Origin of the sequence: Paenibacillus phocaeensis (assembly GCF_900021165.1) — a bacterium.
Taxonomy (GTDB): domain Bacteria; phylum Bacillota; class Bacilli; order Paenibacillales; family Paenibacillaceae; genus Fontibacillus; species Fontibacillus phocaensis.
On record NZ_FCOQ01000031.1, the window covers coordinates 33936 to 57099 of the forward strand.

At 55.7% G+C, this 23164-nt stretch carries 20 protein-coding genes; 3 read left to right on the forward strand and 17 right to left on the reverse strand.

Features of this window, described 5'->3' with window-relative positions; translation table 11 throughout:
• Positions 1 to 195: 195 nt before the first annotated feature.
• The 7 genes from BN3795_RS19705 to BN3795_RS19735 all read right to left on the reverse strand — a co-directional run bounded on the left by BN3795_RS19705 (position 196) and on the right by BN3795_RS19735 (position 5229).
• Positions 196 to 906 carry a hypothetical protein gene (locus BN3795_RS19705; RefSeq protein ID WP_068786405.1) on the reverse strand — a complete coding sequence of 237 codons (711 nt, stop codon included), beginning with the start codon at positions 904 to 906 and terminating at the stop codon, positions 196 to 198.
• Between the two features lie 152 nt (positions 907 to 1058).
• Positions 1059 to 1907, reverse strand: coding sequence for a 23S ribosomal RNA methyltransferase Erm (gene erm / locus BN3795_RS19710; protein WP_068786406.1), 849 nt, complete (start codon positions 1905 to 1907; stop codon positions 1059 to 1061).
• 605 nt (positions 1908 to 2512) lie between these two features.
• On the reverse strand, positions 2513 to 3262 hold the full coding sequence (locus BN3795_RS19715; RefSeq protein WP_068786407.1) for an ABC transporter permease: 750 nt from the start codon (positions 3260 to 3262) through the stop codon (positions 2513 to 2515).
• On the reverse strand, positions 3263 to 4024 hold the full coding sequence (locus BN3795_RS19720; RefSeq protein WP_068786408.1) for an ABC transporter ATP-binding protein: 762 nt from the start codon (positions 4022 to 4024) through the stop codon (positions 3263 to 3265).
• A 163-nt stretch (positions 4025 to 4187) separates the two neighbouring features.
• The gene (locus BN3795_RS19725) at positions 4188 to 4508 is read right to left on the reverse strand and encodes a PadR family transcriptional regulator (RefSeq protein ID WP_068786409.1); all 321 of its coding nucleotides are present in this window, start codon (positions 4506 to 4508) and stop codon (positions 4188 to 4190) included.
• 12 nt (positions 4509 to 4520) lie between these two features.
• Positions 4521 to 4871, reverse strand: coding sequence for a DUF1048 domain-containing protein (locus tag BN3795_RS19730; protein WP_068786410.1), 351 nt, complete (start codon positions 4869 to 4871; stop codon positions 4521 to 4523).
• Position 4872: 1 nt separating this feature from the next.
• The gene (locus BN3795_RS19735) at positions 4873 to 5229 is read right to left on the reverse strand and encodes a DUF1048 domain-containing protein (protein ID WP_068786411.1); all 357 of its coding nucleotides are present in this window, start codon (positions 5227 to 5229) and stop codon (positions 4873 to 4875) included.
• Positions 5230 to 5541: 312 nt separating this feature from the next.
• On the opposite strand from BN3795_RS19735, the gene BN3795_RS19740 reads away from it, so the two are divergent.
• Both BN3795_RS19740 and BN3795_RS19745 read left to right on the forward strand, forming a co-directional pair.
• Entirely contained in the window at positions 5542 to 6042 is a 501-nt protein-coding gene (locus BN3795_RS19740) for a MarR family winged helix-turn-helix transcriptional regulator (protein WP_068786412.1), read from the forward strand.
• Positions 6020 to 10231, forward strand: a complete 4212-nt coding sequence (locus BN3795_RS19745; protein ID WP_068786413.1) for a 2-hydroxyacyl-CoA dehydratase — start codon at positions 6020 to 6022, stop codon at positions 10229 to 10231. The genes BN3795_RS19740 and BN3795_RS19745 overlap by 23 nt, the downstream gene beginning before the upstream one ends.
• A 59-nt stretch (positions 10232 to 10290) precedes the next feature.
• Here the strand turns inward: BN3795_RS19745 and BN3795_RS19750 are convergent, their stop codons facing one another.
• From BN3795_RS19750 to hemE, 10 genes are all read right to left on the reverse strand, one after another.
• Positions 10291 to 11469: a DUF4179 domain-containing protein gene (locus BN3795_RS19750; RefSeq protein ID WP_068786414.1), complete on the reverse strand. Its 1179-nt coding sequence runs from the start codon at positions 11467 to 11469 to the stop codon at positions 10291 to 10293.
• Positions 11435 to 12028, reverse strand: a complete 594-nt coding sequence (locus tag BN3795_RS19755; protein WP_068786415.1) for an RNA polymerase sigma factor — start codon at positions 12026 to 12028, stop codon at positions 11435 to 11437. Before BN3795_RS19755 ends, BN3795_RS19750 begins: the two co-directional genes overlap by 35 nt.
• 195 nt (positions 12029 to 12223) lie before the next feature.
• Entirely contained in the window at positions 12224 to 14197 is a 1974-nt protein-coding gene (locus tag BN3795_RS19760; RefSeq protein WP_068786416.1) for an ABC-F family ATP-binding cassette domain-containing protein, read from the reverse strand.
• 15 nt (positions 14198 to 14212) lie between these two features.
• Positions 14213 to 15046 (reverse strand): DUF92 domain-containing protein, encoded by an 834-nt coding sequence (locus tag BN3795_RS19765; protein WP_068786417.1) that lies wholly within the window; start codon positions 15044 to 15046, stop codon positions 14213 to 14215.
• Between the two features lies 1 nt (position 15047).
• A complete protein-coding gene (locus BN3795_RS19770; protein WP_068786418.1) occupies positions 15048 to 15689 on the reverse strand; it encodes a fumarylacetoacetate hydrolase family protein in 642 nt (213 codons plus the stop codon).
• Positions 15690 to 15730: 41 nt separating this feature from the next.
• A complete protein-coding gene (locus BN3795_RS19775) occupies positions 15731 to 16471 on the reverse strand; it encodes a glycerophosphodiester phosphodiesterase (protein WP_068786419.1) in 741 nt (246 codons plus the stop codon).
• A 39-nt stretch (positions 16472 to 16510) separates the two neighbouring features.
• Positions 16511 to 17935, reverse strand: a complete 1425-nt coding sequence (locus tag BN3795_RS19780; protein WP_068786420.1) for a CapA family protein — start codon at positions 17933 to 17935, stop codon at positions 16511 to 16513.
• A 254-nt stretch (positions 17936 to 18189) separates the two neighbouring features.
• Positions 18190 to 19614, reverse strand: coding sequence for a protoporphyrinogen oxidase (hemG, locus tag BN3795_RS19785; protein WP_068786421.1), 1425 nt, complete (start codon positions 19612 to 19614; stop codon positions 18190 to 18192).
• Between the two features lie 6 nt (positions 19615 to 19620).
• Complete coding sequence (hemH, locus tag BN3795_RS19790) at positions 19621 to 20562, reverse strand: ferrochelatase (protein WP_068786422.1); 942 nt, start codon at positions 20560 to 20562, stop codon at positions 19621 to 19623.
• Positions 20563 to 20618: 56 nt separating this feature from the next.
• Positions 20619 to 21680, reverse strand: a complete 1062-nt coding sequence (gene hemE, locus BN3795_RS19795; protein WP_068786423.1) for a uroporphyrinogen decarboxylase — start codon at positions 21678 to 21680, stop codon at positions 20619 to 20621.
• Positions 21681 to 21939: 259 nt separating this feature from the next.
• On the opposite strand from hemE, the gene BN3795_RS19800 reads away from it, so the two are divergent.
• Positions 21940 to 23157 (forward strand): MFS transporter, encoded by a 1218-nt coding sequence (locus BN3795_RS19800; protein WP_068786424.1) that lies wholly within the window; start codon positions 21940 to 21942, stop codon positions 23155 to 23157.
• The last annotated feature ends 7 nt before the right edge of the window (positions 23158 to 23164 follow it).

Here is a 23164-nt window from a genome sequence, read left to right on the forward strand (position 1 = left end):
AATTATGCCAATTCCTAATAGCAGGAATACACATTTTAGAATGAAAACTGTTACTAAATAGTCACCTACGTAAGGTGAGTTGTAAAGACTATTTGCAACATAATTAGGAATATTCAAGATAATTACACCTGTAATAATCCGAATTAGACATATTAAAAGTTTTATATTCATGCCCCCCCTTCAGAGTACAAATATTTATCGATTATCTATATACCCCGTTTTATATACATATCCGAAGTGATTGTCTTGACTTTCGATTGACAGATTCAGAGTAGCATATTTGTCGATTCCAACTGAGCCACCGAAGGTTGTTTTGGTCGTTCCATTATTATAGAAATCGCCATTTATAACCCAGTATATTCGTTTATTACTTTCAACCTTAGCTTGAAGTTTTCCGCTAAATTGTTTGGACTCATAATTATAGGATCTGATCAAATTAAGATCCTCGATTCCTATGAAGTCCCTATATATTCCTTGACATTTAGCATAAATATCAATTTGCGGATACCATTCGGTATCGCCGACTTCAAATTGTTCATAAAAATGTACATAGAAAATATGATCATCAGCCATTAAAGAGGGTTCATTTTTGCTTAAATTTCTTCTAACATTTTCTATAGATTCATTTCTATTTATAGCTATCTTCTGAATCATTTCATCGTATGTCAATTCTTCAGCCCATAATCCGTCCCCTAAATAAACAGGTCCATCGCTCTCAAATATCTTATCAAAATCGCCTTTTTGCAGCTCGATTTCCCCATATTCCGTATAATTGGAAACGTTATGCGCAATTTTCTCAGCAGCAGTTGCAAATTCATCACTACCCTTTGCAGATACGCCCACTACACTACTAGATAGTAGAATTGAAACTAGACTTAGTGAAAAAAATAACTTAAATACCCTCACAAGAACACCTCCATAATTTGGTTTTAATTCTAATTTAATGTATCATACTAAAAAGATATTGTATATAGGAAATCCGACTATTTTACCATATTTTCACACTTTCTCGTGATTTCGTCTCTTAACAGTAGCCCTTGTGCCAATTAACAAAAACCTCATTTTCTTGCTCGCGGCCAGCGATGCCGGGGGACATAGCGTACCAAGGCATGATGAACCTTCCCCCACTGCTCTGGGGTCAAAGCGCCTATCGCCGTCAGTGCGCCATCGATAGCTAAGTCCCTCCGTAATATCTTCAATTGCGGTTTGGTGAAAAAGGCGCTGAATACGGCGTCAAACGATACGTACGGAGATTTTAGCGCGTATTCCGCAAGTCCGAGGAAAACGCCCCGCTCAGGATAGGGCACCAGAGGCTCCCGCTTCCGGTCGATCCGCACCAGTGCCGAATCAACACTTGGCGGCGGAGCGAAATTCATCCGGGGTATGAGCTTGATGAATTTGAAATCAAACCACATTTTCCATGCCAATACGTACGCGTCTTTAACTTGTGTACCCGTAAACCGCCTCGCCGCTCCCTTTTCCATGATCAGAAGGGCTCGATGCAAACCCGTTGCCGGCTGGCTCAAGAGCTGTTTGAGAATCGGGGTCGTGATCGAGAACGGGATATTGGACACGACGAGAAAAGCCTCCTTCGGCAAGCGGAGCTTCAGGATATCCTGACGGACCACCTTTACATTCGCCAGTTGTTCGGTTTTCTGTTTCAACTTTTCGACGAATCCCGGATCATACTCGATAGCCAGTACTTTTGCGGCTTTTTGGCTCAGCGCCACCGTCAGTGCTCCCTGACCGGCTCCCAGCTCCAGCACCGTTTCGCCGTCCGAAATCTCGGCCCTCTCTACGATCTCCAGAATAAGTTTCTTGTTATGCAGCAAATGCTGCCCCAAATGATTAGGCGGCTCCCCCTGTTTAAATCCGGGGCGATTGGACTTTTTATATTTTCGAGTCATGGGCTCTCATCCCTTTGCAAAATTTTTATGAAGTTAACGCCTGCGGATGAGAGCAAAGGGAGCCTGATCGAACGGCAAAAAATCCCTTCCCCAATAGGGAAGCAGATCATTCAGGCATGCAAAAGGAAGGCGAATGCCTCACCTTCCCTTCGAACCGTTACAGATCGTTATCACGAAAAAAGGCAGACTGAACCCGTTGCTCCGCATCGCTGGCAGAGCGTTTGAACGTCATTTAATTGTTCAATGTAGGGCGGTTCAGTCTGCCGTTTATCACACGTAATGCTCCTTCCCGAAATGGACTTTGGGCAACAAAAAAAACACAGGCATTTCGCTGCCTGTGCAATCGCAATCGGATGCGGAAAAGCAAGCTCCCCCTCTGATCCGGCGGGGAAAGCTCGCTATTCCAGCGCATTTCAAAATGACGGGTTACCGTATGGGCAGACCTATCCCGATTGCTCTGCTACAGGCAGAGGCTAAGAAAACCTTAAATGCTCGTTTTCCTTATCGGGAACAATCAATCACACGTAACCCTCCGTTCTTTTTAGAATTAGGAAAAGAATAGCATGGGCGAACCGAAATAGCAATACCTTCTGCCTGATGGAGGCTTACCCTAACTTGCTTTTAAATACTCGGCTGGCGAAGAAGTAAGCGAGGATCATAATGCCGATGCACCAGGCCAGCGCGACCCAGATCTCGTTGCCCACCGTACCTTCATAGAGCAGGGCCCGAATCGCATTCACGATGGAAGTCACGGGCTGGTTCTCGGCGAACGCACGGACAATTTTAGGCATGGTTTCGGTAGGGACGAAGGCCGAACTGATAAACGGCAGGAAGATCAACGGGTACGAGAAGGCCGTTGCCCCTTCCATTGTCTTTGCTGTCAGGCCGGGAATGACCGCCAGCCAGGTCAGCGCCAGCGTAAACAACCCGAGGATCCCGGCTACCGCGAGCCATTCCAGGATACCGGCGCTTGAACGAAAGCCCATCAAAAGCGCGACGAGGAAAACCACCACGACCGTGAGCGCGTTGGAAACAAGCGAGGTCAATACATGAGCCCATAATACCGACGAGCGCTTGATCGGCATGGTGATGAAACGCGCCATCAACCCGCTCTTGATATCCCCAAACAGCCGGAAGGCCGTGTAAGAGATGCCGGATGCAATCGCCATCAGCAGGATTCCCGGCAATAAATAATTGACGTAATTGTTCGTACCTGACTCTATGGCGCCGCCAAAGACGTAAACAAATAACAGCATCATCGCTATCGGCGTAATCGCTACCGTGATAATCGTGTCCGGGCTGCGCAGGATATTGCGCATTAAACGTCCTAATAATACCCCCGTTTTGCTTTTCATTTACTTCTCCTCCTTCTGGCCGATGATCGCGAGGAAAATTTCCTCTAAGGTCGGCTGCTTCTCGATATATTCCACTTTCGCCGGCGGGAACATCTCTTTCAGTTGGGCAAGGGTGCCGGTCGTGATGATCTTTCCGCCATGCAGAATGGCGATCCGGTCCGCCAGTTGTTCGGCTTCCTCCAGGTACTGCGTCGTCAGCAAGATGGTCGTGCCGCTGCCGGCGAGCTCCTTGACGGTATTCCACACTTCAATCCGCGCTTCGGGATCAAGTCCCGTCGTCGGTTCGTCGAGAAAAATCACTGCCGGACTCCCGATCAAGCTCATGGCGATGTCCAGCCGGCGTTTCATCCCGCCGGAATATTGATCCGCCCGGCGGTTCGCTGCATCGGTCAGACTGAATCTGGCAAGCAGATGATCGGCAACTTGCGCCGGCTTCGGAACTCCGCGCAGCTTGGCGATCATCATCAGGTTTTCCCTCCCTGTATGCATGCCGTCTATAGCTGCAAACTGCCCGGTTAGGCTGATGCTCTGACGAACATGATCCGGCTGACGCTGAACGTCAAAGCCGCAGACCCTTGCTTCACCGCCTTCGGGCTTCATCAGCGTCGAGAGGATGTTGACCGTCGTCGTCTTGCCCGCTCCATTGGAGCCCAGCAGCGCGAAAATTTCGCCGCGCCGCACCTCAAAATCCACCCCCTTTAAGACCTCCTTGTCTTTAAAGGATTTTTTCAACCCTTTTACGGAAATCGCTGCATGACTCATCTTTGGTTTCCTCCTCTAATCGACTATTTAGTATGACTGGTAACCTGTACCACTCACTACTAGGCGAAAATAAAACTGAACAGCGAAGGTGGACATTCACATTCGTAACCAGCCGTTCAGTCGGGATCGTCTGCGGTAGGATAGGATTCAGGTTCCTATTTCCTTAATTGGACTTCAAAGCGTTAATTTTTGACGATAGGAAATCCCACTTATCCCAAAACGAAGCGAGTTCTTGACGGCCAGCCTCATTCAGGGTGTAAAACTTGCGGGGCGGGCCCATATCCGACGGTTTCTTTTCGATATTGACCAGGTTTTTCTTCTCTAATCGCACGAGGATGGTATAGACCGTCCCTTCCACCACTTCGGTAAACCCCAGGTCGTTCAAGCGGCGGGTAATCTCGTAACCATAGGTTTCCTGACGGCTGATGATTTCCAGCACGCAGCCTTCCAGCGAACCCTTCAGCATTTCAGTTAAATTATCCATCATCTGCACCCTTTACTTCATTTTGTCGGTCGCCTTTTTCATGGCCTTGTTCATTGCTTCGTTAACGGAGTCGTTATAGAGATCGGTGAACGTTTTAGAGTCTTTGATGAGCTCGTCGCAGAAAGCCGCAACGTCGCGTCCCGTCACCTCCAGAACTCCTTTCCCCAGGCTCGCTCCCTCCTCAAACAGATCCGCAATCCCCGAGAGCAAGCCGATCCCATTACTGAGTTCAACAGGGCCGACTTTAAACAGATATTTCTGTATCTCGTTATAAACGATTTGATAATCCTGCGGGAGTGCTTTAACACGTGCGACATGGGCCCGCCATTCTTTTTTGCCTTGAAGCATTTCTTGAATATTCATGTTATCCCTCCAGCTTCCCTAATTTTTTGGCGACATTCTTGTTGAGCTGCTCGCGCCACTTGTCACGAAGCGACTTGGCCCCTTCTTCACCGGCCAGCGCTGAACAGAAACCTTGGATATCGTCTCCCAACACCTCTTGCACGCGCTGACCGTCCGCCGCCGTTTCTTCAAGCCAGCTCAGCGTACCGTCCAGGATGGGCATGAGGTTGCGACCGGTGAAGTCGGAGTGCTGCCAAAGATTCGTTTTAATTTCCTCCCATGCCGCTTGGTAATCCGCCGGCAGCTTTTGAGCCCGCGCTTCAAAACCTTTTAATTCTCTCGTCATGTCATTGCCTGTGATTTTGTCCCAGAAATTCATCGCCCTTCTCCTTTACCTTGATCATTTTCCAAGCTATTCTGTCTGACTAATATTCTGTATAACTTAGTACCTGGGGAAAAAGGAACCGAATAGCGGGTGAAAGCTCTTGCTTTCGCTATTCAGTATCGCTGATTACAAGTACATTGTATCACCGAGTAGTATGGGTGTCAATCGGTTCTCTAAAGAAATTTTGTTACCGGATTTTCTTGTCTTTATTACATTTCTTATATTCCTGCGCTCCCGCCCGGTGATATGGTTTGAGTATAAAGTTTTATCGTAAAACTTTATTCGGATGGGGAGGCAGACAAGACGATGAAGGACCCTCAAGAAATGTGCGACGGAATCTGCGAGACCACGCTCGACATTGCTCATAACATGGGCCGGTTGTTTTTTAACGACGGGGAGCAGATTTTGCCCAGCAAGTTTTTTATTCTACTGGCAGTTTACCGGAACGGGAAATCGACGGTGACGCAAATTGCCGAACAAGTTGGCTTATCCTCCAGCGCCAATACGATCGCCATCAACAAAATGGTCAAGGACGGGCTGCTTGACCGGGTTCGGGACCGTGAGGACAAACGCATCTGCTGGATCGATTTGACGGCAAAGGGACGAGCGGTGCTCGAAGCCATGATCGCCAAGCGCAACCAAGTCTTTCAAGCGATTCTCGGCGATTTTTCCGAGGAGCAGCTGCAGGTGTTCCTGCAGTCGCTGCAGACGATCCGCGACAAGTTTGTCGCGAAGAGCACGGCTTTCGATACAACGTTCATGGCAACGGGGACGGAGGAACATCATGCGGCTGCAGATCGGACTTGATATCGGCTCTACCACGGCCAAAATCGTTGCGCTCCACGAAGGGGTTATCGTGCACCGTGCGTACATCCGCCATTATTCGGATATCCGCACGGCCGTGGCGGCGCTGTGGCGGGAGGGCATGGACCGGGTCCCCGGCGCGGAGGCCGGCCTATGCATCAGCGGTTCGTCCGGGCTGAAGCTCGCCGAGCTGGCCGGTATTCCGTTTCTGCAGGAGGTTGTCGCCTGCACGAAAGCGATCCAGCGGCTGGCGCCGGAGACGGACACCGCGATCGAGCTTGGCGGTGAGGATGCCAAGATCATTTATTTGCGCGGCGGCATCGAACAGCGGATGAACAACGCCTGCGCCGGAGGAACCGGTGCGTTTATCGATCAGATGGCCGCGCTGCTGGAGACGGATCCGGCGGGACTGGATGAATGGGCCGCCCGCTACGAGACGATCTATCCGATCGCTTCCCGCTGCGGAGTGTTCGCCAAGACGGATGTGCAGCCGCTGCTGAACGAAGGGGCACGCCGCGAGGATATCGCCGCCTCCATCTTCCAGAGCATCGTGACGCAGACGATCAGCGGTCTGGCCTGCGGCCGGCCGATTCGCGGCAAGGTGGCTTTTCTTGGCGGGCCGCTCACGTTCCTGCCACAATTGCGGGAGCGCTTCATTGCCACGCTCCAGCTCGCGCCGGACGATGTCGTGTTCCCGGACGATGCCCAGTATTTCGTGGCGATCGGCGCCGGCTTGCAAGGCGCGGCCGGGCCTTCGCTTCCGCTCGGCGACTGGCTGAACCGGATGGAGACCGCCGAATGGACAGCCGCGCCCGATGGCGAACATCGGCTCGCCCCCCTGTTCGCAGACGAGCGGGAATACGACGCCTTCCAAAAGCGGCACGCTGCGGCAACCGCAGCCCGGGCGGACCTGGCGGGGTACAGCGGGCCCTGCTTCCTCGGCATCGATGCCGGGTCGACCACGACCAAGCTGGTGCTGACCGGTTCCGAGGATCAACTCTTGCATACCTTTTATCGCGGCAATAAAGGGAGCCCGCTCGCTTCCCTCGCGGAAGCGCTGCAGGAAATGTACGCCCGGCTGCCGGAAGGCTGTTATATCGCGCGCGCCTGCGTCACGGGGTACGGCGAAGGCTTGACGAAAGCGGCGTTCCGCATCGATGCCGGCGAAGTGGAGACGGTCGCCCACTATAAAGCGGCTGCTCGCTTCATGCCGGACGTCGACTTCATTCTCGATATCGGCGGCCAGGATATGAAATGCATCAAAATCCGCGGCGGCGCGATCGATAGCTTGCTGTTGAACGAAGCCTGTTCGGCGGGCTGCGGCTCTTTTCTCGAGAGCTTTGCCGGGGCGCTGGGGCTGGGCATCGCCGAGTTTGCGGACGCGGCGGTGAAGTCCGTCCATCCGGTCGATCTGGGCTCGCGCTGCACGGTGTTCATGAACTCCAAGGTCAAGCAGGTGCAGAAGGAAGGCGCTTCTCTGCCCGATCTTTCGGCCGGTCTCGCTTATTCCGTCGTGAAGAACGCGCTGCAGAAAGTGATCAAAGTCCGCAATCCCGAAGAGCTCGGGCGGCGCATCGTTGTACAGGGCGGTACCTTCTACAACGACGCCGTGCTGCGCGCCTTCGAGCTGCTGACCGGCCGGGAGGTCGTTCGTCCCGACATCGCCGGCATCATGGGCGCCTATGGCTGCGCGCTGCTGGCCCGCGAGCAATATGACGGAGTCGGCCGCAGCAGCCTGCTGCCTTGCGAGGAGCTGCACTCGTTCACCTATGAGGTGTCGCATGCCCGCTGCTCCTTATGCAGCAACAACTGTGCGATGACGATCAGCCGGTTTCCCGACAAGAGCTTCCACGTCAGCGGCAACCGCTGCGAACGCGGCGCGACGCAGAAGAAGACGAAGGCCGGCCTTCCCAATCTTGTCGAATACAAATACGAGCGGATGTTTGACTACGCGCCGCTCCCCCCGGAGCAGGCGGTCCGGGGGACGGTGGGCTTGCCGCGGGTGTTGAATCTATTCGAAAACTATCCGTTTTGGCATACGTTTTTTACCCGGCTGGGGTACAGGGTTGTGCTGTCGCCCAAGTCCTCGAAGAAGCTGTACGAAACCGGCATGGAGACGATTCCGTCGGAGTCCGTCTGTTATCCCGCCAAGCTGGTGCACGGCCACATCGAAAGCCTCATTCGCAGCAAGGTCGACTTCATCTTCTATCCTGCTGTTGTGTATGAGAAGAAGGAGGACGCTTCAGCCGACAACCATTTCAACTGTCCGGTCGTCGCCTCGTATCCCGAGGTCATCCGTACCAATATGGACCGGTTGAAGGAGCAAGGCATCCCGCTAGTGAGTCCATTCCTGAACATCGATCATGTGCCGGCTTTGAAAAAGACGCTGCAAGCCACGTTCGCACACCTTCCGGCGGAAGAGCTGGACGCGGCGGTCGATGCGGGGTTGCTGGAGGCCGATCGGGCTCGCAGCGATATCCGCGCTCAGGGCGAAGCGACGCTGAAGGGGCTGGAGGAGACCGGGGCCCAAGGCATCGTCCTCTGCGGCCATCCCTACCACAGCGATCCCGAGATCAATCACGGCATCGCCGACCTGATTGCGGGGATGGGGCTGGCGGTGTTGACGGAGGATGCGGTGTGCCACCTTGGCGCCGTCAAGCATCCCCTGCCCGTCGTCAATCAGTGGACGTATCACGGGCGAATGTACCGCGCGGCTTATTTCGTCAGCGGCCGGGACGACCTGGAGCTGGTGCAGCTGACCTCGTTCGGCTGCGGCATCGACGCGATCACCGCGGATACGATTCAGGAAATTCTGGAGCGCCACCAGAAGACTTTTACCTTAATTAAAGTGGATGAGATCAGCAACCTGGGGGCGGCGCGCATCCGGCTGCGCTCGCTGCTGGCGGCGATGAAAGAGCGGAAACAGGCGCAGGTTACCGCCCGGGCGGCGTCCGCACCGGCTTCGCCGGCCGCTTTTACCAAGGAGATGAAAAGCGGGTATACGATTCTTGCCCCGCAGCTCTCGCCGATTCACTTCGAATTGTTTGAGACGGTGTTCCGCGGGGCCGGCTATCGCCTGAAAGTGCTGGAGAAAGCCAACGCGCAAACCACGGATGAGGGCTTGAAATTCGTCAACAACGACGCCTGCTATCCGGCGATCGTGACGATCGGGCAAATCATGGCGGCCCTGCGGGGCGGAGACTACGATCCGAGCCGGACGGCGGTGATTCTGACCCAAACCGGCGGCGGCTGCCGGGCGACGAACTATATCGCTTTGCTGCGCAAGGCGCTGAAAGAAGCGGGGATGGAGCAAATTCCGGTCATTTCGCTAAATGCGACGGGCATTGAGAGTCAGCCGGGCTTCAAGTTGAATATGAAGCTGATTAACCGGCTGATCGCGGCGGCCTGCTACGGCGATCTGCTAATGCGGCTCCTGTACCGCTTCCGGCCGTATGAGCGAAATACCGGCGATACCCAGCTGCTGTTCCGCAAATGGATGACGTTGTGCAAGCATTCCCTGCGGGAGTTTTCGTTCCATGAATACAAATATAATATCCGGGAAATGGTCGCGGAATTCGAAGCCCTGCCGCAAACGGGAGCCTCCAAACCGCGGGTCGGCATCGTCGGCGAAATTCTGATCAAATTCCATCCCGATGCCAATAACCGGATCGTGGAGGTGATCGAAGCCGAGGGCGGTGAAGCGGTCGTGCCTGACTTCCTCGATTTCATGTTCTACTGCTTATACAATCCGATTTATAAGGCGGATCACTTGGGCAAGAGCAAAATGTTAGGCCTCGTGAACCCGATGGTCATCCGCTATATCGAGATGTACCGCAAGCCGATGAAGCAAGCGCTGGAGGCGAGCCGCGATTTAACTCCGCCGGAGAGTATCTACAAGCTGGCGGAAAAAGCCGGACGCCTGGTATCGGTCGGCAATCAAATGGGGGAAGGCTGGTTCCTCACGGCGGAGATGATGGAGCTGCTCGATCACGGCGTGAACAACATCGTTTGCATTCAGCCGTTTGCCTGCCTGCCGAACCACATCACCGGACGCGGCATGATCAAAGGGCTGAAGGAGATGTATCCGGACGCCAATATCGCGGCCATCGACTATGATGCCGGCGCCAGCGAAGTGAACCAGATCAACCGTATCAAGCTGATGATGTCGGTAGCCAGCGGCGTGTTGTGCTAAAACAAAGTGAGCCCCCTATTCCGGAGGGCTCACTTTGTTTTCATAATCGTCAATCAGGATTACTTTTCCAGCGGGATCGTGGTCTCCAGCTCTTTGATGTAGGTCTTGTCTCCAAGGCTGCCGTTGCTGGCGCCGACAGCGCTCCAGTTCTTCTTATTGACGGTCAGCGTGTACGGCTTGATCGTAATCGATTTCGGCGTTTCTTGGAATGGCGAGTAGAGTTCGTCAATATGGTATTCGGTATCGGGCTCCCGGTTGAAGAATCCCTTCCGGCGTTGATCCAGCACATTCCCCCGGTCATCCACGATATCGTAATACATCATACTGGCGATATAATCGCCGGTTTGTTCCGGTGATCTCGGCACCTTGCCGACGCTGTCGATAACCAGCCGGGTGGTCACAGGCGTGATAACCACCTCTTTCACGGTATAGCTGAACTCTTCATAGGTTTGGGTCGCATTAGGCTTGAGCAGGAGCGCATTGTCCTCTGTTTTCACCGGAACCTTGAATTCAAATGCTTCATCAACCCCCGTCACTTCGGCGCGGATGGTCAGCTCAAATTCATTTCCCCAAACCGGTTTACTAAACTGCAGCTCCGCGATGTACGCATTCTCCCGCTTGGGAAAATCTCCAAAGACAGCCGTATGAATGTACTCATTACTCATCTTTTTGCCGTCAACAAGTAAAGTCGTCCCTCCAGCTTCAGCCCCTTTAATATAACCTTTTGGAATTTGATCCTCTGGCTTTTCACTTTCGCTAAGAGGAGCAACCGTCCCCGGAAGATCCACGCCTTCCCGGTCCAGAATAAAGGACAATCTCGTTCCGTCATACAACAGGTCGCTGAGTTTCAACGTGATGCCGTCATGCGTTACGCTCATGTTGGGATCTTTGACCAACCCTAAATCCATAGCGGCCTTGACCGCCTCTTCGCTGGTCCCCTCAAAAAGTGTGCTGAACATCGGAATCTGTTTCAAAGCATCCGCCATCGCCGGGGATACGAACCCCGAGCCGACGATGCCGCCTCCGAGGATCGCAGCGGCGGAAGCCGCGATAGCCGTCCGTTTCAGGATATTGCCGGTTCCTTTCCGTGTATAGGTGCGCGTTCTGCTCATGGTCGTTCCTCCGATTTTCTCCATAATTTCGCCGCTCATGCTGGGCTTCTGCGGCGCCGAATAGCGAATCATCCGCTCGATCGCTTCCATGTCAGCGGATTCCCGTCGATCTTGCCATTTCTCCATGGGCCGACCCTCCTTCTTTCTTGGCTTTTGCCAGCAATTTTTTGCGAATCCGTTCGTACCTCTTGCGCAGGGTGGGCGGTTTGATTCCCATCACCTCGCCGATCTCTTCGAAGCTGTACTGTTCCACCGATTTCAGCAGCAATATATGGCGTTCCTCCGCTGTAAGACAGGCCAGGAGCTCGTCTATCTCCGATTCGTAGGGAGAGATGGCCGACGCCGGCTGCTGCTCCTTGCAACGGTCGATCAATTTCAACCAGCGGCCCTGCTTCTGCTTCATATTGATCAAGTGATGATAAGCTACCTTATACAACCAAGAGGAAAACGAAACTTGTCTCGTATACTGATGAAGATTCATGTAGGCTTTGATGAAAATCTCCTGAACCGCATCCTTCGTCTCCTCATGATCATGCAAAATATAGTAGCAGTACGTATACATCTGACGCTCAAACTCGAGGATAATCGGCGAATAGGCCTCTTTGTCTCCGGCTTTGACGCGTTCGACGAGCGATTCGATGCGCTTGTGTTTGTCTTTTGCTTCCCCGGGGATAACTGGCTGCAAAAGCTCACCTCCTTTGCCGTTTGCTTATATAACAATCCCAAGCCTTCGTTTTGTGACAGTTCCCGCATTTTCCGTTCCCTGATTGAAGTAATCAACGCCAAAAAGCCCTTCGCGGGCGAAGAGCTTAGTGGATGAATTGAGGTGAATTGAGATGACTTGGAGAGATCTCCGATCAATGTCGACGCTTCCGCAGGCTTACGAATTCCGCTGGGCTTCGATCTTCTCCGCCAGCTCGTTCAGATACGTCCAGCGCTCCATCAGCCGCTCCAGTTCGGCTTCGGCTTCCTGCTGTTGCTGCATCAGCTCCTGCAGGCGAACCGCGTCGCTCGCGGCGGATTCCATTTCCCCGGAAATAGTCGCCAGGCGCTGCTCGGCAGCTTCGATAGTGGCGTCGATCGTTTCGTACTCCCGCTGCTCGTTATAGCTGAACTTCAGCTTCTCGGCGCGGCCGGGGGCGCGGCTGCCAGACGCGGCTTGCGATCCGGCGCCGCCCCGGTCCGAGCGGTCGGCACCAGACTTGCGTGAGCCGGAGACCGCTTGTCCCGCCGCGTCCACTTTCCCGCCGCTGCTCAACCTCTGCGTCCGCTCCTCATAATCGCTATAATCGCCGACATGCACCGCCACCACGCCGCCGCCCTCAAACGCCATGATCTTGTCGATGGTCCGGTCGAGGAAATAGCGGTCATGGGAAACAACGAACACCGCACCCGGGAACTCGTCCAAATACGCCTCCAGTACGGTTAGCGTCTGGATATCGAGATCGTTGGTCGGTTCGTCCAGCAACAGCACGTTGGGCGCGCCCATCAGGACGCGCAGCAGGTAGAGCCGCCGCTTCTCGCCCCCCGACAGCTTGCCGATCGGCGTCCATTGCATGTCCGGCGGGAACAGGAAACGCTCCAGCATTTGCGCCGCGGTAATCCGCGTGCCGTCCGCCGTCGTTACCACTTCCGCCACTTCCTTGATATATTCGATCGCCCGCTGCTGGCTGTCCATTTCCTGATGCTCCTGGGTAAAATACCCCAGCTTCACCGTCTGCCCCACCACGATCTCGCCGGCATCCGGCTCGATCCGACCGGCGATCATGTTCAGCAGCGTCGACTTGCCGCTGCCGTTGGGCCCTACGATGCCAACGCGATCGCCCGGCACCGCCGTGTACGTCAGCTCCCCGATCAGCAGCCGGCCTTCTATCGACTTGCGAAGCCCGTCGATCTCCAGGATTTTGCGGCCCAGCCGAGTGGAAGCGACCGAAATTTCGAGCGAGTCGCTCTTATATTCCGTCTTCGCCGCCTGCAGTTGCTCGAACCGTTCGATGCGCGCCTTCTGCTTGGTCGAGCGCGCCTTGGCGCCGCGGCGAATCCAGGCCAGTTCGTTGCGCAGCAGATTTTGCCGCTTCTGCTCGGAGGCGGCTTCGCGTTCCTCGCGTTCACTCTTCAGCTCCAGGAAGCGGCTGTAATTCGCTTCATAACGGAACAGCCGTCCGTGATCCAGCTCCAGCATAACGTTGCAGACGCGATCCAGGAAATAACGATCATGCGTAATGAGCAGCAGCGCGCCGCGCCGTTTCTGCAAATACGCCTCGAGCCAGGCGACCGTATCGTTGTCGATGTGGTTGGTGGGCTCGTCCATGATCAGCAGCTCCGAAGGGAGGATTAGAGCGGAAGCGAGCGCTACGCGCTTGCGCTGCCCCCCGGACAAGCTGCCCATGCGCTGAGCGAAGTCGGGGATGCCGAGTTTGGACAGGACGCTCTTGGCTTCGCTGACCAAGGTCCACGTTTGCAGCCGATCCATCTCCTGCGAGAGCCGCGACAACTCCGCCTGCCTTGCGACATCCCCCGGCTCCCGTTCCAGAGCTTCCTCCGCCTCCATGTAGGCGGACACAACCTGAAGCTCAGGTCCGCCGCCCTGGAACACGCCCCGCAGGACGGTGAGGTCGGGGGCATATTCGGGATTTTGCGCCAGGAACGTCACGCGGACATCCCGATTGATCGCGACCTTGCCGGAATCGGCTTGAGTAAGGCCGGCGATCACCTTCAGGAACGTGGATTTCCCCGTTCCGTTGACGCCGATCACGCCGATTTTATCGTTTTCGTCCATGCCGAAGGAAGCGTCCTGAAACAGCACTTTCTCTCCATAGGTTTTCGTCAGTTGTTCCACCGTCAGTATGTTCATTCGTTAACCCCTACTTTATCCTAACATCCCGAATCCCCATGCCAGCAAACCGGCTGCCAGGGAACTGAGTAAATTCACCCTATCGTTGTCCATCCAGCGGTACCCCCGCAAATGCGCGGTACGCTGGCCGCAATGCTCCGCTACCTCAACCTCTTTGCCGCATACGGTGCAGCGCTGCATGTCCTGAATGGTCGCGCCCAGCCAGGAATCGGCGAAGGCTCCGGCCAAACCGGAAATTCCGGCGATGAGCCCCCATTTCACCAGCGCAAGCAGCGCGGACCCCGCCTCGGAATAAGCATCGTCCCCCGTCCACATCCGCAGCAGCCAGGCAGCCCCGCCGATGCACACCGCGCCGGCCAGCGCCGCACTGCTTCCCAGCAGCGTCACCCCGCCTGACGTACCCGGGGGCACCCGGCGGCCGTTCAGGATTGAACGCGGCTCACGTTGGCTCAGGCCGCCCCACTCCGTCGCCCAGGTGTCTGCGGTGACTGCAGCCATCGTTCCAACGAAGAAATACGCCCACGCCGGGTCAGGCCAGAACAGATTACCAAGGCAAGCCAACATGCCGAGACCGCCGTTGGCCAGCACCTGCCCCGCATCCCGGCGGCCGCTCTTGGCATACGACTTCTCCAGCTCCGCCTTGCGTTCGCCGCGAAAATGCGAGAAGACCGACGAGCTGATGAAGAACAGCAGCAGGATCCCGAACCAGAACAAATTGCCGGCTCCGTAATACACCGTCCCCATGACGAATGCGGCAGCCGCGCCGGAGAGGGATAAGGATTTCTTCCTGTAAGCCGCTCCAGACACGATTAGGGCGCAAAGCGCCCCAACGATCCAATCGAGATTCATTTCATTTTGCCTCTGGGCCGGAAGCGACTGTGCAACTGCCCAGCACTTGGGAGCCGTAAGACAATTCCAGCTTGTCCCCTTGAACAACCGGGCCAACCCCTTCCGGCGTTCCGGTAAAGATCAAATCCCCTTCCCCCAGTCCATAACGCCCGGCGATATATTCCACGATTTGCTGCAGCGAAAAAATCATCCGGCTGATGTTCCCGCGTTGCACCACTTCCCCGTTCTTGCGAAGCACGAAGTCTTCATTGGCCGTTTCCGCCGCACCGGGGAAAGCGAGATAAGGCGTGATCGGCGCCGATTGCAGGAAGCCCTTGGCCGGCGTCCACGGGTTGCCCTTGTCTCTGACGATGTTCTGCACGTCGCGCAGCGTGAAATCGATCCCGAACGCGATCACGTCCACCAGTTCGTCGACCGTCATCCCCGGCTTGTAATCGCGGGCGATACGCAGCACCAGCTCGGCTTCATAATGCACCGATCCGCGGTCGGCCGGAAGAGCAAGGCCCCGACCGTCCATCGAGGTTACCGCATGCGACGGTTTCAGGAAAATCATCGGCTCGGTCGGCACCTCGTTGCCGAGTTCCTCGGCGTGCGCCCGGTAATTCCGGCCAACGCAGTAGACATTAGCGATCATTTTGTTCATCGTTATCTGTTCCTCCAGCGGATTGTGGTTTCACAATCGATTTATTTGAATTTCCCGTGTTCCATCGCTTGACGCCATATATCCGGCCGATTCGTGCAGAGCAGAACGTCGGGATGCAGCGCCGCAACCTTGCGCAGCGACCTTGCATCATCCATCGTCCAGGCCATCACCTCGATCCCGTGCTTGAACGCTTTCTCAGCCAGCTCTGCGGTTAAGGCGCGATAATGAATCGATAAGAACGAGCACTTCAGAAGCTTGAGCCGCAGCAGCAAATCCTTCGGCTGCCGGTCGATAATCAACCCTGTGCGGATGCCGCGATCCATTTCCTTGATCTTCGCCAGAATCCGCGGTTCGAACGAAGTCAACACGACTTCGTGCTCCATATGGCGGCGCTTCACGGCCGAGATCACCTTCTCTTCCAGGCCCGGGTACATCTCGCCTTCCGTCTTGATCTCCAGATTGGCGCGCAGCCGCCCGGCGATCGCGTCCAGAAATTCATCCAGGCTCGGCAGACGTTCGCCGCTGTACGCCTTGGATTTCCAACTGCCAGCATCCAGCGCCTGCAGCTCCGCCCAGGTCCGATCCTTCACCGGCCCTCGTCCGTTTGTCGTGCGGTTTAGCGTAAAGTCATGAATCAACAAAGGCACGCCGTCCTTTGAACATTGTACATCAACTTCGATCCAGGTGACATCCTCCTGCTGCATGGCGAGCTGGACCGCGGCCATCGTATTCTCCGGTGCGATCCCGGAGAAGCCGCGATGGGCGACGCATGGATTACGCAATTTCCCGCCTCCTTCTCTGCTCGGAAACGATTCTTTCACTTACGCTCGATGATTCGCCAATTGAGACACTGCCGACTCTTCATGCCTCCCGGTCTTGGAGGTCGTCACTTCTCCCGCTTCGGAGATTCGAACCCCCGGCGAGTAGCCTTCGATCTCCTTCAGCAGTTGGCTCCCTTCCTCGGCAGTCATCGGTACAGGCTGACCCAGCTCGGTTCGATACGGGATCAGCTTGAGCGTGCAATCTCCGCTGCGCGTGCAGGAAGCGGCAAACACCGCCGTTTCCCACGTCTTCGGGTCTTTGGATTTCGTGAAAATAAAGTTGCCCGTGCTGTAAGCGATCCATTTGCCCTTGTATTGCTCCAGCCCTTGCATCACATGCGGATGGCCGCCGATGACCAGGTCAGCCCCCGCATCGATGAAGGCGTGGGCCAGCTCCTGCTGATGATCTTCCAGCTTCGTCGTACGCTCCTTGCCCCAATGGGCGATCACGAGCACGAGATCGGCATTGTTCCGCGCGGCTTGAATTGCCTTCAGCGCCGGCTCCGGCACATACGCCGATGCCACCCCCGGTTTGTTCGATCCGGCGACCCATCCCGGCTCCGGCACGACCCGGCTGAAGCCCAACAAGGCGATCTTGATCCCTTTGCGATCGAAATACACAGGAGCATAAGCTTCTTTGCTGTTCTTGCCGGCGCCGACATACATCACATGATGCTGCCGCAGCGCCTTCATCGTATCCTGAAGGCCGGATACGCCCTGATCCAGCACATGGTTGTTCGCCAAATTCACCGCATCTACGCCGGCCTTGGCCATCGGTCCGATCGCCTTGGGCGGCGACTTGAACACAAAGGTCTTATCCTGTGCCGGCTCCCCGCCGGTCGTCACCGGGGTCTCCAAATTCAGTACGGTTAAATCGTCGTGCTGGAACAATCCCCGAACGTACTCGAACGGAAGGTCGTATCCCGCCTTCTCTAACCGCTGCTCCACTTTGCCGGAGAAAATCGTGTCCCCCGCAAAATGAATCAGCAGCCTCTCCTCATCGCTATTATCCTCAACGCCTGAATCCGAGCCGGACGGCGGTTCGGTTATCCCGACTTCGCCTTCGTCCGCAGAAGCCCCGTCAACTCCCTCGGTAGAGTTCTCCCCTGAATCCACGCGATCCTGGCCGTCCTCCTTCTCCGTTTCCGTTGTCGCGGCCCCGCCGTCCTTCGGCTGGGCGTCCGGGGACTGCCCCGTTTGTGCGCCTTCGCCTTCGTCAGGTCGGGTTTCCCCCGTAACGGCCTGGGGCGGCTCCGTCCCCGCTTCCGGACCGGCCCGGCTGATTCGTTCCTCCATATAAAAGTAAGCTCCCAGCACGAAGATTAAAGTGATGAGAGTCAAGTTAAGCAGGAGCCATATCCGGGTTTGACGCCGCCTTTTTTCCTGCTGTTTCTTTTTGTTTTTTTCCGACCTTGGTGGATACATAACGGACTCCTTTTTAGTTGAAATGAAGCTAGGAACGATAGCAGCGGAGCGTAATTGGAAGCTCCGTGAGCGGGCGGAAGGCCCGGCGGAATCCCAGATTCGAAGCCGAATCCGCCGCTCTGTATACGCTTCGTGATCGTAAGCTGACCGTTTGATTTTATTATATCAGGTATCCGTAAATAAATAGAACCCCTCGCCTATTTTGCGGGCAAGGGGTCAGGAAGTCCTAGTCTATGGCATTTGCGGAAGGGCCATTAAGCCTGGCTTACCTTCAATTTACCGGCCATCTGCTCCGCCAGCTCCTTCGCCTGTTTGATACAGTCGGGCAGGCCAACGCCATAGAAGGCTGCTCCGGTCGCGTATACACCGGGGAGCGATTCCTCTAAATCGCGGTTCAGCTTCGCAACCTGCTGCAGATGTCCAACCGGGTATTGCGGCATCGATTTCGGCAGGCGGGTAATCTCCGTGAACAACGGGCGAGCCGTGATGTTCATGAGCCGCTTCAAGTCGGCAAGCACGAGCTCCGTCAGCTCCTCCTCGGGCAGGAACGGCTTCTCTTCGTCACCGGAGCGGCCGACATAGCAGCGCAGCAGCATTTTGTCGTCGGGGCTCGTATGCAGCCACTTGATGCCGGTCCACGTGCAAGCGGTGATGTTCAGGCCCTCCTTGCGCGGCACCAGGAAGCCTGAGCCGTCGAACAGGCCGGTGACGTCTTTGCGGTCAAAGGCCATGACGACGTTCGCGACGGACACGTAGTTGATCGCATCCAGTGCAGCGACATCGACATGCGGCCGCAGCAGATCGGCGGCGGCGAATGCCGGCACCGTGACGATCACGTCATCCGCCGGGAGAACCTCGCCCGTGGCGAGTGCGACCTCGTACGCTTCCGGTCCCGTACGGCGGAGTTCCGCCACCTCGGAGTCCAGGCGGCAGTCGATCTCGCGCAGCGACGATACCAAGCCGTTCACCAGCGTCTTCAAGCCTTTGCGGAACGTCATGAACGCGCTCCGTTTCGTGCCTGTGTGCGTCTCGACCGGTTTCTTGCCGGTCATCATGCCTTTGATCAAGCTGCCGTATGCCCGTTCGACCTCGCCAAACTGCGGGAAGGTCGACTGCAGGCTCAGCTTGTAGGTGTCGCCCGCGTAGATGCCGGCGAGCAGCGGCTCGGTTACGTTCTCCAGCACTTCAGCGCCCAGCCGGCGCTCGATAAACATGCCAAGCGACTCATCCTCCTGGCTTTGCCGCGGCGGCATCACGAGGTCCAGCATCGCCCGGGCTTTCCCGCTCCAGGAGACAAGTCCGCTGCGCAGGAACGGTCCGAGTTCGGTCGGAATGCCCAGCACCAGCCCTGACGGCATCGGATGCAGTTTGCCGCCGCTGACGATATACGTCTTCTTGGCGTCCGGATTCATCGATACGAGCTCGCCTTCCAGCCCCAGCTCCTTCGCTAAGTCAATCATCGCCGTCTTGCGGGCCAGGAAAGAATCCGGACCTTTCTCGATGACGAAGTTGTCCTTCTCCAGCGTTTCAATTTTGCCGCCCAGGGTGCTGCCTTTTTCCAGCAGCGTAATTTGCGGGGTCAAGCCTTGCTCCGAATAGAACTTGCGAACGTAAAAGGCCGTAGACAGCCCGGTCAGTCCCCCGCCGATAATGACAACCTTACGCGAAGAATCACGCATGTCCTCTCATCTCTTTTCCCAAGATTTGATAATGACGTCGCTGAGCGCTTCCATATACAGCGGTTCCGTATTCAGCGATTCGATCCGCTCCAGGCGCATATCCAGCTCTTTGGCGATCGTTTTGGCTTCGATATCCAAGTCATACAGCACTTCCAAATGATCCGATACGAAGCCGACCGGAGCGACCAGGACATCTTCCACCTGCTCCTCGCTTAAGTCCTTCAGCGTATCCAGAATATCCGGCCCAAGCCATGGATCCGCGGTACGACCTGCGCTTTGCCAGGTGAACTGCCAGTTGGTCACACCGGCTTTATCTGCCACGGCCCGGGACGTCTCCAGCAACTGATCCCGGTACGGGTCGCCCATTTGCAGGATTTTCTCCGGCAAGCTGTGGGCGCTGAACAGCACCCGCACCTGATCGCGCAGAGCCCCCGCCTCCTTGAATTGATCCAGCTTGGCGGAGACCCGCGCGGCAAACGCCTCGATCAGCTTCGGATGCAAATGATAGCTCTCCACGAATCGCATCGCGACGCCCAGTTCCTGCGCTTTGGCTTCCGCCCGCTTGATGTATCCGCCGATGCTCATGACGGAATAATGTGGTGCAAGCACGATGCCCACCGCTTCGCGGATCCCGTCCGCCGCCATTTGCGCTACGCCGTCCTCAATATAAGGCTCGGCATGCTTCAGTCCTTGATAACAAACGAACTCTGTGTCTGTGTCCGCAGACATGCGGTTCAGCGTTTCCTGCAATGCGGCAACTTGCTTGTCCGTATTGGCGCGCAGCGGGAATACGCCGCCGACGATCGCCTCATATCGGGCGACCAGCTCCTGGAGCTGCTCCGCGGTTGGTGGATGACCCCGCCGGATATGCGTATAATACGCTTCGACCTGGTCCAGACTTTGCGGCGTGCCGTAAGACATCACCAATACTCCGATCTTCGATTTCACGATTCCAGTTCACCTCTAGTCGAGAATTGAGTTGCTCTCATATATGGGATATAGCATTACGCTCGCAGCGACGGTTGATGCAGGATCGCTTCAGCGGAATATTCATGCACGAATTCCGTCAGTTCGCGCAGCTTCTCAAGGGAAGCCTCGGGGAACAAGCCATGTCCCAGGTTAAACACAAACCCGGGGGCCGTTAAGCCATCGTCGATAATTTCCTTGGCCTGCTGTTTAATAACCTCCATCGGCGCAGTCAAGAGATAGGGATCCAAGTTCCCCTGCATCGCGAACTTTCCGCCTGTCCGGCGCCGCCCTTCCGCAATCGATACGCGCCAGTCGAGCCCGACGGCGTCGGCGGCGAGGCCGGTCAATGTCGGCAGCAGCTCCCCGGAGCTGACGCCGGGAAAATAAATTTTCGGTACATCCAAATCCCGAAGTTCGGCAAAAATACGGGTGACCGTCGGGAGTACATACCGTTCGAAATCCTTCGGAGCAAGCGCGCCTACCCAGCTGTCGAACAGCTGGAATGCCTTGCCGCCGCTCTCGACATGAGCGCGCAAATAAGCGATGACCATGTCACCCAGCTTGTCCATCAGCTTGAACCAGGCCTCCGGCTCGCTGTACATCATCGTTTTGGTGCGGATATAGCTCTTGGACGGCTGCCCTTCGATCAGGTAACTGGCAATCGTAAACGGTGCACCGGCAAAGGTGATGAGCGGAACGTCCAGCTCCTTGTCCAAAATTGCAATCGTCTCCAAAATATGCGATAGATCCTTGTGGACATCAATGGGCTTCAGCCGTTCAATGTCCGCCAGCGTACGGATCGGCTGTTCGATGACCGGCCCGATATTCTTCACGATATCGAACTTCACGCCCAGCGAAGCAACCGGATTCATGATGTCGGAATATAAAATAGCCGCATCCACACCAAGCTTGCGGACGGGCATCATGGTGATTTCCGCCGCCAGCTCCGGCTGCCGGCAAATCTCCAATAAGCTGTATTTTTCTTTGATTTTTCGATAATCGGGATCATACCTGCCCGCCTGGCGCATGTACCAGACCGGGAGGCGATCCACCTCCTGCTTTCGCAGGGCCCGGATCAAACGATCGTTGTAAACCAAGCCGCACGCCTCCAATACTTGTAGAAACCATTTTAAGAATCAATCATTGCTACACTATAAACATTCTAATTTACATTATGCCCTACTTAAAAGTAAGTAACAACTGTCACAACGGTAAAACGAATGGCGAACCTATGACAATCGAATGAAGATGCTATGAAGAATGCCCTTGTTTTCCTGCCTCCGAGCGATAATACTAGTATAACTTTGTTTCATCAGAAGCATCCTAGAGACCCTGCGAAAGGAAGTGAAAGCACAATTGAACACCTGGAAGGTTAACCTTATTGTGCTTTGGTTCGGACAGTTTCTGGTTAACGCCGGGATGACGATGATCACGCCGTTTCTGTCGCTGTATCTGGCACGGGATCTGCATGTACAGGGAGAGCAAGCCATCGGACTCTGGGCGGGGATGATCTTTGCCGCGAATTTCGCCACTTCGTTCATCTTCCAGCCGATCTGGGGGAAGCTGGCCGACAAATACGGACGCAAAATCATGCTGCTGCGCTCCGGCTTTGGCATGGCTATCGTCATTACGCTGATGGGCTTCGCCACCCAGCCCTGGCACTTGCTTGGCTTGCGGCTGCTGAACGGAACCATCTCCGGCTTTAACCCGGCTTCCGTGGCGCTGATCTCGGGAACAGCGCCGAAGGAGCGTATGGGCTTTGCGATGGGCACGATCCAGTCCGGCAACGTGGCCGGCACGATCCTGGGGCCTTTGATCGGCGGACTGATGGCGGAGTGGATCGGGTTCCGGCCGATCTTTTACATCACCGGGGTGCTGCTGTTTATCGCTTCCCTGCTGGCCCTCCTGTTCGTGCGCGAGAAGTTTGACCGTGAGGAGGCGCTGCATACGCCCCAGCCTTCCGTGCTGCAGGGGTTCCTGGAGCTGAACAAAACGCCGCAGTTGACCGCCCTGTTCGCCGTGACGTTCCTCTTGCAGTTCGCGATGCTGAGCCCGATGTCGCTGCTGCCTTTATACGTCGAGAAGCTGCACGGCCAGACCGCTGACGTAGCGTTCTGGGCCGGTTTTGTCAGCGCCGTAACCGGCATCTCCAACATGATCACCTCGCCGATTCTCGGCAAGGTCAGCGATAAGCTCGGAGCGCATCGCATCCTGACGTTTTGCCTCGTCGGGGCCGCAGCTACGCTGATCCCGCAGGCATTCGTGCATACGGTGTGGCAGTTGATCGCCATCCGCTTCCTGATGGGCGTGTTCATGGGCGGGCTGCTGCCAAGCGTCAATGCGCTGATCCGCTATTACACGCCGGACGGCATGGAGAGCCGGGCGTTTGGCTTCAACAGCAGCACGCTGGCCCTCGGCAACATGATGGGCTCGCTGATCGGCGGTTTTCTCGCCGGGTATATCGGCGTCGAGGGGCTGTTCGTGATCTCCGGCATTCTGCTGCTGATCAATACGCTCTGGGTGCGCCTGAAGCTGTACGCAAGGCCAAAGCCGCGGATGACGGCCCCGAGGTGATTTGAGC

Coding starts and splice junctions, on each gene's coding strand:
- erm (WP_068786406.1), bottom strand. CDS start 1,907: ATGACTCGAAAATATAAAAAGTCCAATCGCCCCGGATTTAAACAGGGG.
- BN3795_RS19715 (WP_068786407.1), bottom strand. CDS start 3,262: ATGAAAAGCAAAACGGGGGTATTATTAGGACGTTTAATGCGCAATATC.
- BN3795_RS19720 (WP_068786408.1), bottom strand. CDS start 4,024: ATGAGTCATGCAGCGATTTCCGTAAAAGGGTTGAAAAAATCCTTTAAA.
- BN3795_RS19725 (WP_068786409.1), bottom strand. CDS start 4,508: ATGGATAATTTAACTGAAATGCTGAAGGGTTCGCTGGAAGGCTGCGTG.
- BN3795_RS19730 (WP_068786410.1), bottom strand. CDS start 4,871: ATGAATATTCAAGAAATGCTTCAAGGCAAAAAAGAATGGCGGGCCCAT.
- BN3795_RS19735 (WP_068786411.1), bottom strand. CDS start 5,229: ATGAATTTCTGGGACAAAATCACAGGCAATGACATGACGAGAGAATTA.
- BN3795_RS19740 (WP_068786412.1), top strand. CDS start 5,542: ATGAAGGACCCTCAAGAAATGTGCGACGGAATCTGCGAGACCACGCTC.
- BN3795_RS19745 (WP_068786413.1), top strand. CDS start 6,020: ATGCGGCTGCAGATCGGACTTGATATCGGCTCTACCACGGCCAAAATC.
- BN3795_RS19750 (WP_068786414.1), bottom strand. CDS start 11,469: ATGGAGAAATGGCAAGATCGACGGGAATCCGCTGACATGGAAGCGATC.
- BN3795_RS19760 (WP_068786416.1), bottom strand. CDS start 14,197: ATGAACATACTGACGGTGGAACAACTGACGAAAACCTATGGAGAGAAA.
- BN3795_RS19765 (WP_068786417.1), bottom strand. CDS start 15,046: ATGAATCTCGATTGGATCGTTGGGGCGCTTTGCGCCCTAATCGTGTCT.
- BN3795_RS19770 (WP_068786418.1), bottom strand. CDS start 15,689: ATGAACAAAATGATCGCTAATGTCTACTGCGTTGGCCGGAATTACCGG.
- BN3795_RS19780 (WP_068786420.1), bottom strand. CDS start 17,935: ATGTATCCACCAAGGTCGGAAAAAAACAAAAAGAAACAGCAGGAAAAA.
- hemG (WP_068786421.1), bottom strand. CDS start 19,614: ATGCGTGATTCTTCGCGTAAGGTTGTCATTATCGGCGGGGGACTGACC.